At 62.5% G+C, this 12,945-nt stretch carries 10 protein-coding genes; 6 read left to right on the plus strand and 4 right to left on the minus strand.

All coding sequences use genetic code 11. The features are described 5' to 3' along the window. Positions 1-15 precede the first annotated feature (15 nt). Complete coding sequence (locus tag AB5Y54_RS12935) at positions 16-1,440, plus strand: PTS transporter subunit EIIC (RefSeq protein ID WP_109112679.1); 1,425 nt, start codon at positions 16-18, stop codon at positions 1,438-1,440. On the opposite strand, the gene AB5Y54_RS12940 is transcribed toward AB5Y54_RS12935, so the two are convergent. Continuing rightward, positions 1,441-2,313, minus strand: coding sequence for a LysR family transcriptional regulator (locus AB5Y54_RS12940; protein WP_368153895.1), 873 nt, complete (start codon positions 2,311-2,313; stop codon positions 1,441-1,443). It abuts the gene before it with no gap. A 100-nt stretch (positions 2,314-2,413) separates the two neighbouring features. Between AB5Y54_RS12940 and AB5Y54_RS12945 the strand changes: the two genes are divergently transcribed. From AB5Y54_RS12945 to AB5Y54_RS12955, 3 genes are all read left to right on the plus strand, one after another. Continuing rightward, positions 2,414-3,430, plus strand: coding sequence for a zinc-binding alcohol dehydrogenase family protein (locus AB5Y54_RS12945; RefSeq protein ID WP_010675411.1), 1,017 nt, complete (start codon positions 2,414-2,416; stop codon positions 3,428-3,430). 531 nt (positions 3,431-3,961) lie between these two features. Next, on the plus strand, positions 3,962-4,840 hold the full coding sequence (gene prmA, locus AB5Y54_RS12950; protein ID WP_010675412.1) for a 50S ribosomal protein L11 methyltransferase: 879 nt from the start codon (positions 3,962-3,964) through the stop codon (positions 4,838-4,840). A 277-nt stretch (positions 4,841-5,117) separates the two neighbouring features. Further along, positions 5,118-5,666, plus strand: coding sequence for a sugar O-acetyltransferase (locus tag AB5Y54_RS12955; protein ID WP_201996379.1), 549 nt, complete (start codon positions 5,118-5,120; stop codon positions 5,664-5,666). Positions 5,667-5,686: 20 nt separating this feature from the next. Here the strand turns inward: AB5Y54_RS12955 and AB5Y54_RS12960 are convergent, their stop codons facing one another. The 3 genes from AB5Y54_RS12960 to AB5Y54_RS12970 form a co-directional block, all read right to left on the minus strand. Next, positions 5,687-6,766: a methyl-accepting chemotaxis protein gene (locus tag AB5Y54_RS12960; protein ID WP_010675414.1), complete on the minus strand. Its 1,080-nt coding sequence runs from the start codon at positions 6,764-6,766 to the stop codon at positions 5,687-5,689. A gap of 538 nt (positions 6,767-7,304) precedes the next feature. After that, positions 7,305-7,853 carry an NAD(P)H nitroreductase gene (locus AB5Y54_RS12965; RefSeq protein ID WP_104455425.1) on the minus strand — a complete coding sequence of 183 codons (549 nt, stop codon included), beginning with the start codon at positions 7,851-7,853 and terminating at the stop codon, positions 7,305-7,307. A 107-nt stretch (positions 7,854-7,960) separates the two neighbouring features. After that, on the minus strand, positions 7,961-9,988 hold the full coding sequence (locus AB5Y54_RS12970) for an NADPH-dependent 2,4-dienoyl-CoA reductase (protein ID WP_324018491.1): 2,028 nt from the start codon (positions 9,986-9,988) through the stop codon (positions 7,961-7,963). A gap of 322 nt (positions 9,989-10,310) precedes the next feature. On the opposite strand from AB5Y54_RS12970, the gene sppA reads away from it, so the two are divergent. Then, a complete protein-coding gene (gene sppA / locus AB5Y54_RS12975; protein WP_045525758.1) occupies positions 10,311-12,155 on the plus strand; it encodes a signal peptide peptidase SppA in 1,845 nt (614 codons plus the stop codon). Between the two features lie 112 nt (positions 12,156-12,267). Continuing rightward, positions 12,268-12,945 (plus strand): IS1595 family transposase (locus AB5Y54_RS12980; RefSeq protein WP_368153273.1); only part of this gene is annotated, 678 nt, incomplete at its 3' end.

Raw genomic sequence — 12,945 nt, forward strand, 5'->3', positions numbered from 1 at the left:
AAATACCGTGCCCCCATGCCAGTCCAGAACGCCAGAAAGATCCTGACCCAGTCCTTGCAGCGCCTCGGCTATGCCCTGTTGCTGCCCGTCTCCATCCTGCCCCTGGCCGCCCTGCTCCACCGGCTCGGCCAACCGGACGTGCTGGATCTCGCCGTGCTCTCCCTCGCCGGTCGCGCCCTGTTCAGCCAGATGCCGCTCATCTATGCGGTGGCCATCGCCTTCGGGTTGAGTCGCCAGGGTCAAGGAGCTCAGGCGCTCGCCGGTGCGGTCAACTTCCTGCTGCTGAGCTCGGCGCTGGGCACCCTGGTGCCCGGGCTGCATGCGGACATGATCTGCGGCCTGCTGGCCGGGCTCGTCACCGCCATGGTCTGCTCCCGGGCCCGCGCTCTGCGGCTGCCGGGCTGGTTGCGCCCCCTGCAGGAAGATCTGCCGGGCATGTTGCTCTCGGCGCTGGCCTGCCTGCTGCTGGTGCTCCCCCTCTCCATCCTCTGGCCGCTGCTGGAACAGGGGCTCACCCTGCTCGCCTCCGATCTGCTCACCACGCCCTTTGGCGCCTTCTGCTACGGCGTGCTGAACCGGCTGCTGATCCCCCTCGGCCTGCACCAGGTGCTGGGCAGCCTCATCGGGCTCGGGGAGAGCAACCTGCAAGCCCTCTCGACCGCCCAGCCGCTGCATGAAGGCTATGTGGCCGGGCTCTATCCGGTCATCATGTTCGGCCTGCCCGGTGCCTGTTTTGCCATCTGGATCCATCGCCAGCGGATGCAGCAACTGCCCCAGGGAGGGCTGCTGCTCACCCTGGCGCTCACCTCGGCACTGGTGGGCATCACGGAGCCCATCGAGTTCCTGTTTGCCTTCACCGCTCCCTGGCTGTTTCTGGCCCATGCCCTGCTGACCGGGCTGTCGCTGGCCATCTGCAGCGGGCTCGACATCCAGGTGGGCAGCTACTTTTCCGCCGGATTGCTGGATCTGGTGCTGAGCTACCACGCCGGTCTGCACAGCTTCTGGCTCATCCCCCTGGGCATCCTCTTCTTCGTCGTCTATGCCCTGCTCTTCTCCCGGCTGCTGGAACACGCCCCCCTCAGTCTGCCGGGCAAACCCATGGCCGAGGATCTCTCTCGGCTCGCGACCGTGGCCCCCACCGATCCCCAGATGCTGGCTATCCAGTACCTCAAGATGCTGGGGGGCATGGACAACCTGCAGGCCATGAGCGTCTGCCTGACCCGCCTCAGCCTGCGGGTTCGCGACATGGCCCTGGTGGATCAATCCTGCCTGGCCAGACTGGGCTGCCTCTCCTGGGTCGTGCTCAACGAACATCAGCTGGTGCTGGTGCTCGGCCCCCATGCAGGCCTCATCGAAGGGCAGATCCGCATGCTGGCGGAACGCCAGTCGGTCCCGCTCGGTCTCGAACCGGCTCAGGCTCCTCTTGGCCAGCACCAGTGATCAGGCGAAGGGAAGACGTTCGGCCACGAAGTCCATCAGGCTGCGAAGGGCGGGGGCCAGGTGTTCCCGGCTCGGGTAGATGAGATAAAAGGGGTTCACCGGAACCAGGAGATCCGGCAGCACCTTGAGCAGTCGCCCCGCCGCCAGATCGTCGCCGCAGACATGGGCCGGCAGCAGGGCAATCCCCCCGTCATGGAGTGCCAGCTCCCGCAGCGCCAGCAGGCTGTTGCTCTGGCAGGCCCCGCGAGGGCGCCAGCCCCCTTCCTGCAATGGCCACACCGGCAAGGAGCCATGCACCAGGCAGGCGTGTCCGGCCAGTTCCGAGAGTTGGAGCGGCGTCCCGTTGGCCGCCAGGTAACCGGGAGATGCCACCAGATGGCGCGCCACCTGGCCGATGCGCCGGCAGATGAGGCTGGAATCTTTCAGCGGCGCTGCCCGCAGCGCCAGATCGTAACCTTCCCCCACCAGATCCAGCTGTTCATCGCAAAGGGTCAGCTCCAGCACCACCTCGGGGTAGAGGGCGCGAAATTCGGCCAGTATCCGACCAAGCAGCAAGGTTCCCGTGGCTTCGGGAGCAGTGATCCGCACCCGCCCTCCAGGAGCCGCGCGCAACCGCGCCATCGCCAGATTGGCGCTGCGCGCCAGTGCCAGCAGCTCCTGACAATGGACCACATAGATCTCCCCCTGGGGTGTCAGGCTGAGCCTGCGGGTGGTGCGTTGCAGCAACCTCACCCCGAGCCGGGATTCAAGGCGCGAGATCTTCTGGCTCACCGAGGACTTGGGCATGCCGAGCACCTCGGCCGCCCCGGTGAAGCTCCCCTGCTCCACCACGGTGGCGAACAACCCCATCAACTCCAGTTCGACATTGTTCATATATTCAAACAGTCTTTACCAATTACCCATCTTAATGTTGATAATCATCCAGACTAGAGTGAGTGGCAATCCCGAACACTGCTATTTGAAAGGAAAAGCCATGAAAGCCATTGCCCTGACTCACTATCTGCCAAGCAACCACCCCCACTGCTTCATCGAGAGCGATCTGCCCGATCCGACACCGGGCCCGCGGGATCTGCTGGTACGGGTCAACGCCACCTCCATCAATCCGGTCGACACCAAGGTACGCGCCCCCAAGGACAAGGTCGAAAGCAGCCCCCGCGTACTGGGCTGGGACGCCGTGGGCGAGGTGATCGCCGTCGGTAGCGACGTCACCTTGTTCAAGGCCGGTGACAGGGTCTGGTATGCCGGCGACATCAGCCGCCCGGGCAGCAACAGCGCCCTGCAACTGGTGGACGAGCGCATCGCCGCCATCGCCCCAGTCACCCTGACCGATCTGGAAGCCGCCGCCCTGCCGCTCACCGCCATCACCGCCTGGGAAACCCTGTTCGAGCGCATGAGCCTCACCCGCGAAAGCACCGGGCGACTGCTGATCATCGGGGGCGCCGGCGGAGTCGGTTCCATCGCCATCCAGCTCGCCCGCCAGCTCACCGGCATGGAGGTGATCGCCACCGCATCGCGCCCCGAAACCCGGGAATGGTGCCTGGACATGGGGGCCCACCAGGTGGTGAGCCATCACCATCTGCAGGCGGAGCTCAAGGCGCTCGGCATCAGCGAGGTGGATGCCATCTTCTGCACCAACGCCACCGAGCAGCACTGGAACACCATGGCCAGCCTCATCCGTCCGTTTGGTCATATCTGCACCATCGCCGAGTCCAGTGACCCCTGGGATCTGGGTCTGCTCAAACCCAAGAGCGTCACCTTCAGCCAGGAGTTCATGTTTACCCGCTCCCTGTTCCAGACCCCGGACATGATCGAGCAGCACAACCTGCTCGGCCGGGTCGCGGCCCTGATCGATGAAGGGGTGCTCAAGACCACCCTCAGCAAGGTGGTGCCCGAACTGACGCCCCTCACCCTGGCCCGGGCTCATGCCGAGCTGGAAGCGGGTCGCATGGTGGGCAAGCTGGTGATCGACATGAGCGGTTTCCATCGCTGAGGCGCAGCCCAAGCGGGCCTTACCGTCCAGCCTATTCCCTTGTAGGTAAATAAATGCACCATCATGGGGTGAAATCACCAGTGACAAGCCCCAAGAGTGCACAGCCCCGCAGGTAACCTTTGTCCCTGACGGGGCATCTCCCCCGAAAAAACCATAAAAAAGAGGCCATCCCGTCGGGATGGCCCTAAAAACCTGAACGTTGGGGTAACAATCACACACATATCCTTATGCAGGACATCTGTAACTTTGCAGATAGCGTGCCAATCTCTGCTTTTCCCTCCCAATTAACCACTTTTCAGCGCACCGGCATAAAAAAAGCCACCCGAAGGTGGCTGAAAAAAGATGACGGAACTTCATAGAGCAAAGCATTCAGCGGGAACAAGTTGCTTCCCGTCACCCATGAAGGAATACATTAACCGTGCCAACTTGGCAGAGTTACCTCCCTTCCCCATGAGGCCATGGTCAAACCACGACAGCACGGGTCCATGATGATAGAATCCCGCGGTTTCACATTTATGAAGAGCCGACGCCATGCCCTGGATACAAATTCGAATCAACGCCACTGCCAAGACCGCAGACAAGGTGAGCAACATGCTGCTGGGGCGTGGGGCCCAGGCGGTGACCTTTATGGATGCCAAGGATGTGCCCGTCTATGAGCCCATGCCCGGTGAAACCCCGCTCTGGGGCGAGACCGAAGTGATGGGGCTGTTCGACGCCGAAACCGATCCGGCTCCCACCATCGCCTTCTTCCAGCAGATCTTCGGTGAAGACGTGGGCTACAAGGTCGAACAGCTGGAAGACAAGGACTGGGTGCGCGAGTGGATGGATCACTTCCACCCCATGCAGTTCGGCGAGCGGCTCTGGATCTGCCCGAGCTGGCGAGACGTGCCGAACCCCGATGCGGTCAACGTCATGCTGGACCCGGGCCTGGCCTTCGGCACCGGTACCCACCCCACCACGGCGCTCTGCCTGCAGTGGCTGGACGGGCTGGATCTGGCCGGCAAAACCGTCGTCGACTTTGGTTGCGGCTCCGGCATCCTCGGCATCGCCGCCCTGAAACTGGGGGCTGCCCGGGTCATCGGCATCGACATCGATCCTCAGGCCATCCAGGCCAGCCGTGACAACGCCGAGCGAAATGGCGTTGCCGACCAGATCGAACTCTACCTGCCGGCGGATCAGCCGCAAGACGTCGAAGCGGACGTGGTGGTCGCCAACATCCTGGCCGGCCCGCTGCGGGAACTGGCGCCGCTTATCGCCGGCCACGGCAAGGCGGGCAGCCTGATGGCCCTCTCCGGCGTGCTGGAAAGCCAGGCGCCGGAGCTGGAGACCATCTATGGCCAGTGGTTCGAAATGGACCCGACTGCGGTGAAGGAAGAGTGGTGCCGCCTCTCCGGCCGCAAACTCGGCTGATAAGCAACAAGCCACGGCAGTTGCCAACCCATCAGCCGCACACTCGGCTGATAAACAACAAGCCACGGTGGCTGCCAACCCATCGGCCGCACACTCGGCTGACAAGCAACAGGCCACAGCGGCAACACTTAGGTCGTTGAACGACAAGGGCACCCCAGCAGGGTGCCCTTGTCGTTTCCGGACGCCGTTCTCCTTCTGCCCACTCTGGGGAGAGCCTCACGCTTCTCTGCCTCCCGATGGCTTATCCTCTCTTCCTCCACCCCATCGAGGCCCAGTCATGACCGAATACGAGAAGATGATCGCCAGCCAGCCCTACAACTGCATGGCACCAGAGCTGGATCTGTTGCGCCGGGAGACGGCTCGCCGCTACCGCCGCTTCAATCGCAGCGACGAGGAGGATGAACAGCTGGCGCTGCTGCTGCAGATCGTCGGCGAGCTCGCCCAGGGTGCCTTCATCTGCCCACCCTTCTTCTGCACCTATGGCCGCCACATCCACCTTGGCAAGGGCAGCTACATCAACATGGGGGCCACCCTGCTGGACAACGCCCCCATTCGCATCGGCGCCGAGGTAATGATTGGGCCAAACGTGCAGATCTACACCGCCGCCCATGCGCTGGACGCCGATAAGCGCATTCAGGGGGTTGAGACGGCGCTGCCGGTCACCATCGAAGACAGGGTCTGGATAGGCGGCGGCGCCATTCTGCTGCCCGGCGTCACCATAGGGCGGGAAGCCGTCGTGGGTGCGGGCTCGGTCGTGACCAGAGATGTACCGGCCGGTGCCAGGGTGGCAGGCAACCCGGCACGGCTGCTGCCAGTCAAAGGTTGAGCGGAAGGCCCGAGGCTCGCTCAGGCGCTTTCCAGCAAGCGGTCGATGCAGTGCACCACCTGCATGCTGGCGTTTTCCATGGTCTTGAGCTGCTCGACCATGCTTTTGATATCCCCCTGCTCGCGCGCGTGCAAGGCGGCCTTGCCGCTCTCGTGGACCCGCTTGTGGGGCCCGTCCAGTTCACGAAAGCCCGGCTTGTGGGCGAAGAGCTCCGCACCCTGCCCCTCGAAATACCATTTGCCCAGCCTGCACTGAGCGTGGTCGCTCACCGGCTCATGAAAATGCTGCTGATCGATGAGCCGATAGATGGTGTTCTTCCAGACGGCGTGATCCAGCTTGGTGGTATTGAGGAAGGAGGTGGAGGCAGCACTGTGGATCACCTGCTGCATCCGGCCTGATTGTGCCAGCACCTGGGTCACCACCACATCGATCTGGGAGGAAGAGGTCGCCACCTCGGCGGCACTGGCCTGGTTGTCATCGATGATGGACTTGATCTCCTGCGCCTGGGCCACTATCTGTCTGACCAGCACCTCGATCTGGCTGCTGGCTTCATGAGCCTTGCTCGCCAGCTGACGCACCTCATCGGCGACCACGGCGAATCCTCGACCTGCTTCACCTGCCCTGGCCGCCTCGATGGCCGCATTGAGTGCCAGCAGGTTGGTCTGATCCGAAATGCCCTGGATGGCGGTCACGAACTGGTTGATGGCGGATGTGCTGGCATCGAGCTGATGGACGGCTGCGAGGCTGCGAGCCGCCTCATCCGTGATGGCATGGGCGCGATCGGAGAGACGGGTGATGGCGCCCCGGGTCTGGGCAAAGAGCTGATCCAGCTCGCAAAGCGCTCCCTTTTCAGCCATCAGGTGCTCGGCACTGCCGGCCAGCGCTTCCCGCACGCTCTGCAGCATCTCACCTCCCTGGTTCTGGCAGGAGATCACCTGATTGAAGAGATCGCCACGCTCCCGGCTGGTGCGCTGCATGTGCTCGTATTCACCGATGGTGGCACGCAATTCGGCCAGCTCGCTCTGGTGCTGCTGCTCTTTGAGAAGCATCGCCTCCCTGAGCTGTTGATTCTCTTTTTCAAGCTTGCGGTTGAACCACATATGGCCTCCGGATGGCAAAGGTGCGGACAGTCGACGTCAAAGGGAAGACTCTGGCTCTCTTGTCTCTGCCGATGCTGGCGGATCCCGGGCCGGATTTCACCTGCAAATGCAGGATATTTGAACCTGATCCTGATTCCAATCGAGGCCACATCAATGACTGTGCAAAAGATCGCCGGAAAGAGACAGGGTGAGGTAGAGAAGAGGCGGAGGAGAAAGAACGCTGACGTGCCAGCCCTACAAAAAATGAAGCCCAATGTCATCAAGACGTTGGGCTCTAAAAAGGTGCTACGGAATTGCGACTCTCATCGCAGAAAATTAGAAGGGGTCACCTTCTAAACTGGCAGTGGGATAATAACGTGGCGCAAACGTTTTACATAGCGTAATAAACCAGGAGTGAGAAGAATCTCTCACAATTCAAAAAATGTCCGGCCAACCCCCTTCTACCCTCTTGGCAAGTGCGCATTTATCAGTACAGCCTGACGGCTTTGTCAGAAAACAAAAAAGCCCTGAATAATCAGGGCTTTTGGCGTTCTGCGCTTCAGAAGTTGCGCACGAAGTCCTGAATGGGCAACTCGCGCAGCTTGCGGGCCTCCAGCATGGGGGTGCCAAGGTAGAGGAAGCCCACCAGTTGATCCTCCGGTGCCAGCCCCAGTGCACCATGGATCTGCTCGTCGAAGATGAACCAGCCGGAGCGCCAGATGCCGTTGAAGCCCTGGGCCTGGGCCGCCATCTGCATCGCCATCAGGGCGCAACCGGCAGAGAGCTCCTGCTCCAGTTTCGGTACCTTGGGGTGCGCCTGATAACGGGTCGCCACCGCGATCACCAGGGGAGCACGCAGTGGCGCGACGCGGCACTTCTCGACACTGTCCGCATCCTCGCCACGGGCATGGGCGGCATCGGCCAGCAATGTCCCCAGACGCTCACGCCCCTCCCCTTCAAACAGGATGAACTGCCAGGGGGTCAGAGTGCCGTGATCCGGCGCCCGCAGCCCGGCCTTGAGGATATTGTCGAGCACTTCGCCACTCGGGGCAGGCTCGGCCAGACGACCACAGGAGTGGCGATTGAGTAACAGATGGAGGGCATCCATGGGGCAGTTCCTTGTCAAAGGCGATGATGGCGCTACCTTAGCACAGCACCAGATGAAGAAAACCCCTGAGGTTCAGGGGTTTGTCAGGATACGAAAGGGCCGGGAGGCTAGATGACGGCAGCCAGCTCCGCCCCTTGACGGATGGCGCGTTTGGCATCCAGCTCGGCGGCCACGTCGGCACCGCCGATGATGTGCACCGGCTTGCCAGCAGCCTGCAGACCGGCCTGCAACTCCTTGAGGGGCTCCTGTCCGGCACAGATGATCACCTGATCCACCGGCAGGCACTGCTGCTGGTCGCCCACCTGGATGTGAAGCCCGGCATCGTCGATACGCAGGTACTGGACGCCGGAGAGCATCTGCACCTTACGATTCTTGAGCACGGTGCGATGGATCCAGCCGGTGGTCTTGCCAAGGCCGTCGCCCACCTTGCTCTCCTTGCGCTGGAGCAACCAGATCTGGCGCTCGGGGGCATCGATTTCGGGGGTAGTCAGGCCGCCGCGCTCACCCAGTTGCTTGTCGATGCCCCACTCCTTGAGCCAGTGATCGCGATGGCTTGCGGCATCCGGCGATCCTCTCTTCTCCACCAGGTATTCGGCCACGTCAAAGCCGATACCACCGGCGCCGATCACCGCCACCTTCTCGCCCACCGGCTTGTGATCACGCAAGACATCGAGGTAGCTCAACACCTTGGGGTGCTCGATACCCGGAATGTTGGGAGTGCGCGGGCGGATGCCGGTGGCGAGGATCACCTCGTCAAAACCGCCGCCCAGCAGGCTCTCGGCACTCTGGCGCTGGCCCAGATAGAGCTCGACGCCGCACTTCTCAAGCCGTTTGGCGAAGTAGCGCAGGGTTTCGTGAAACTCCTCCTTGCCCGGGATCTGCTTGGCAAAGTTGAACTGGCCGCCGATTTCGCTCGCCTGATCGAACAGGCTTACCTGATGGCCCCGCTCGGCGGCGTAGCAGGCAAACGCCAGCCCGGCAGGACCCGCCCCCACCACCGCCAGCTTCTTGGGCTGGGGCACCCGGCCAAACGTCAACTCGGTCTCGAAACAGGCGCGGGGGTTGACCAGGCAGGAGGCACGCTTTTGCTTGAACACGTGGTCGAGGCAGGCCTGGTTGCAGGCGATGCAGGTGTTGATCTCGTCCGCCCTCTCTTCAGCCGCCTTGATGACGAACTCGGGGTCTGCCAGGAAGGGGCGCGCCATGGAGACCATGTCCGCCTCCCCGCCCGCCAGGATGCGCTCCGCCACCTCAGGGGTGTTGATGCGGTTGGTGGTGATGAGGGGCACCTTGAGGTGCTTTTTCAGCTCGGCGGTCACCCAGCTGAAGGCACCGCGCGGCACGCTGGTGGCGATGGTGGGAATGCGCGCCTCGTGCCAGCCGATACCGGTGTTGATGAGGGTCACCCCCACCTGCTCCAGTGCCCGGCCAAGGGCGATCACTTCCTCAAGGGAGGATCCCTGCTCCACCAGGTCCAGCATGGAGAGGCGGAAGATGATGATGAAATCCGTGCCCACCCGCTCACGGATGGCGCGGACAATCTCCACCGGGAAGCGCATGCGGTTTTCGCTGCTGCCGCCCCAGCTATCGGTGCGCTTGTTGGTGCGCTCGCAGATGAACTGGTTGATGAGATAGCCTTCCGACCCCATCACCTCGACCCCGTCATAACCGGCCGCCTTGGCCAGCGCCGCAGTGGCGGCGAAGTCGCGAATGGTGCCGCGGATCTGCCGCTCGCTCATGGCCCGCGGCTTGAACGGGGAGATGGGAGCCTTGAGGGCGCTCGGCGCCAGGCTGAACGGATGGTAGGCGTAGCGGCCCGCATGAAGGATCTGCAGCGCTATCTTGCCCCCTTCCTGGTGCACTGCCTCGGTCACCTTGCGGTGTTTGGCTACCTGCCAGGGAAAGCTCAGCTGGGAGCCGTGGGGCACCAGCCGCCCCCGCAAATTGGGGGCGATACCGCCGGTCACGATGAGACCGACCCCGCCACGGGCCCGCTCACCATAGAAGGCGGCCAGCTTGTCAAAGCCCCCCTTTTCCTCCTCGAGGCCGGTGTGCATGGACCCCATCAGTACGCGGTTGCGCAACTGGGTAAAACCCAGATCGAGGGGGGTCAGCAGCGTGGGATAACGGCTCATGATGCACTCCTTGTCGAGGTCGATGTACACGTGGTCATGCTCCAGCCTTCCTGGCTGCCTCGGGTGACGGGCAGTAAAAAGAAGGGGGTGGGTGGAGATGGGGCCGGCTCATCGGGCCTTTCAGTTAATTTTTTGTTATCAAACTGGAGCTAGAGTAAAGAATCGAAAACTCTTTTTCAAACAAATGTTTGGACATTTTTTCAGCGAACAGCCGTGTTCCGAAGTGGCGGGGAGGCAGTCGACTCAAGGGGAAATGGCAATTGGCTGCGCAACTGGTTAATAATGGCTGCTCTCAACCCATTAACAGGGCGACAACGCAGCTATGTCTATTTTCAAAGGTCTGGGATGGCTCTTTCGCAGCCTCTGGCGCCTGCTCAACTTTACCCGCTTGATGCTGGTCAACCTGCTGTTTCTTCTCGTCGTGCTGGTCATTGTCTTCAGCGTCAGCCAGAGCGAGACCCCAAGCACCCCCATCGAGGGGGCGCTCACCCTCAATCTCTCCGGTGTGCTGGTAGAACAGCGCACCCAGACCGATCCCACGGTGCAACTGCTCAGGCAGATGGACAAGGGGGACGAGCAGCCAAGCGAAATTGTCCTCTCCGATCTGCTGTGGGCCATCAAGAGCGCGGGGAATGACGATCGCATCAAGGCGCTGGTGATCAAGCCCCAGGGTCTGCAAGGGGCCAGCCTCTCCAAACTGCAGGAGGTGACGGCCGCCATCGACGCCTTCAAGGAGAGCGGCAAGCCGGTCATCGCCATGGCGGACTACTACAGCCAGGGGGCCTATCTGCTCGCCGCCCACGCCGACCACGTGCTGCTCAACCAGAGTGGTGCCGTGCTGATCGAGGGGCTGGGTGTCTACCAGACCTACTTCAAGTCGGCACTGGAGAAGCTCAACATCACCCCGCACGTCTTCAAGGTCGGCACCTACAAGTCCTTCGTCGAGCCCTACACCCGGGACGAGATGTCCCCCGAGAGCAAGGAGGCGAACCAGCGCTGGCTGGATCAGCTGTGGCAATCCTATGTGGCCGACGTGGCGGAGCAGCGGGAGATCGAGCCGGATGCCGTCGCACCGAACAAGGATCACTTCCTCGAACTGCTGCGCAAGGCCGGCGGCAATGCGGCCAGCTACGCCCTCGACAACGGTCTGGTGGATCAGCTCGCCACCCGCGACGAGATGACCCAGGCGGTGATCAAGGAAGTGGGCGAGGCCGATGATCACGGCTGGAAGGGCGTGGGCCTGAAAGAGTATCTGGCCGCCATCCCGGAACAGTACCCCCAGAGCGGCAAGGATGAGGTTGGCCTCATCACCGCCAGCGGCGCCATCATGGATGGCGTCCAGCCTGCCGGCACCATCGGCGGCGACAGCCTTGCCGATCTGCTGGCCGAGGCCCGCCGTGACGATCAGGTGAAAGCCGTGGTACTGCGAGTGGACAGCCCCGGCGGCAGCGCCTTTGCCGCCGAGCAGATCCGCGCCGAATTGCTGGCCCTGAAACAGGCGGGCAAGCCGGTGGTCATCTCCATGGGCAGCTACGCCGCCTCCGGTGGCTACTGGATCTCCGCCGATGCGGACAAGATCTTCGCCTCCCCCACCACCCTCACCGGCTCCATCGGGGTGTTCGGCATGTTCGCCACCATCGACAAGGCGCTCTCCCAGTACGGAGTACACACCGACGGCGTCGGCACCACCGACTTCGTGGGGGTCGGGCTGACCCGTGCCCTGCCGGATCACGTGGGTGAAGCCATTCAACTGAGCGTGGAAGACACCTATCAGCGCTTTGTCGGCCTGGTGGGTAAAGGCCGGGGCCTTAGCCCGGAAGAGGCGGAAAAAGCCGCCGAAGGCCGGGTCTGGACCGGGCAGGATGCCAAGGCACTGGGGCTGGTGGACGAGTTCGGCAATCTGGATGACGCCCTCAAGGCGGCCGCCGATCTCGCCAACCTCAAGAGCTGGCAGGTCACCCCCATCGCACCGGAAGAGTCTGCCAGGGACAAGTTCCTGCGCGAGCTGTTTGACAGCAGCGCCCAGGCGCTGGCCCCGCACCTGCAAAGCTGGCTGCCCGCCGGGCTTGGCAAGGCGCTGCTGGAGATGAACCGCACTCTGGACCCGCTGACCCGCTTCAACGATCCCCAGGGCACCTACGCCTTCTGCCCGGTCTGTCTCCCCTGACGCCGGGGACAGCCATAAAAAAACCGCCGACAGGCGGTTTTTTTAGGCGCTGTCCCAATTACATGTTGAAAGGCTAACCTTGAAGTAGGTCATCACCCTGAGGGCCTCCATCATGGATACCCAAGCCTTTCAACATCTACTGTCTCTCTTTCCACAGCTCACCATGCGCCAGCGTCGCCTCGCGCAACATGAACTCACTACCCCTCACCCAATCACCTCGCTGGCCGCTCAACTCCCCGCTTGTCGATGTTGCCCTCACTGTCAGGCCGAGGCTACGCAGTTGGCTCCCTGGGGTTGGAGTCGAGGGCTGCGTCGTTATCGCTGCAAGCAGTGTCTGCGCACCAGTTCCGTTCTCACCAAGACGCCTCTGGCTCGACTTCGCAAGGCACAATGCTGGGAAGACTACGCCCAGGCCCTCATCGACGGTCTGACCGTCCGACAGGCTGCCGTCCGCTGCGGAGTCTGTAAAAACACCGCCTTCTTGTGGCGTCACCGCTTCCTGAAAGCCATGGCGAGTCACCAGGCGGCACGGGAAGGGGGTATCGTCGAGGTTGATGAGACCTTCTTCTTGGAGTCGTTTAAAGGGCAACGTGGTTTGCCCCGCCCGGCCCGCCACCGTGGGGGCAAAGGCCGTACCCGAGGCACAGGGCCGGATTACATCCCGGTGATGGTGGTTCAGGACCGGGCTGGTCACCATGCGGATTTTCAGTTGGAGAAAATGAATGCCGAGACGGTGATAGCTGTTTTGACACCCCTTGTCTCGTCAGATGCGGTGTTGTGTAGCGACGGC

Source organism: Aeromonas sp. s9 (assembly GCF_040907765.1).
GTDB classification, from domain to species: Bacteria; Pseudomonadota; Gammaproteobacteria; order Enterobacterales; family Aeromonadaceae; genus Aeromonas; species Aeromonas caviae.

Coding starts and splice junctions, on each gene's coding strand:
- prmA (WP_010675412.1), top strand. CDS start 3,962: ATGCCCTGGATACAAATTCGAATCAACGCCACTGCCAAGACCGCAGAC.
- AB5Y54_RS12960 (WP_010675414.1), bottom strand. CDS start 6,766: ATGTGGTTCAACCGCAAGCTTGAAAAAGAGAATCAACAGCTCAGGGAG.
- AB5Y54_RS12940 (WP_368153895.1), bottom strand. CDS start 2,313: ATGAACAATGTCGAACTGGAGTTGATGGGGTTGTTCGCCACCGTGGTG.
- AB5Y54_RS12935 (WP_109112679.1), top strand. CDS start 16: ATGCCAGTCCAGAACGCCAGAAAGATCCTGACCCAGTCCTTGCAGCGC.
- AB5Y54_RS12945 (WP_010675411.1), top strand. CDS start 2,414: ATGAAAGCCATTGCCCTGACTCACTATCTGCCAAGCAACCACCCCCAC.
- sppA (WP_045525758.1), top strand. CDS start 10,311: ATGTCTATTTTCAAAGGTCTGGGATGGCTCTTTCGCAGCCTCTGGCGC.
- AB5Y54_RS12970 (WP_324018491.1), bottom strand. CDS start 9,988: ATGAGCCGTTATCCCACGCTGCTGACCCCCCTCGATCTGGGTTTTACC.
- AB5Y54_RS12955 (WP_201996379.1), top strand. CDS start 5,118: ATGACCGAATACGAGAAGATGATCGCCAGCCAGCCCTACAACTGCATG.
- AB5Y54_RS12965 (WP_104455425.1), bottom strand. CDS start 7,853: ATGGATGCCCTCCATCTGTTACTCAATCGCCACTCCTGTGGTCGTCTG.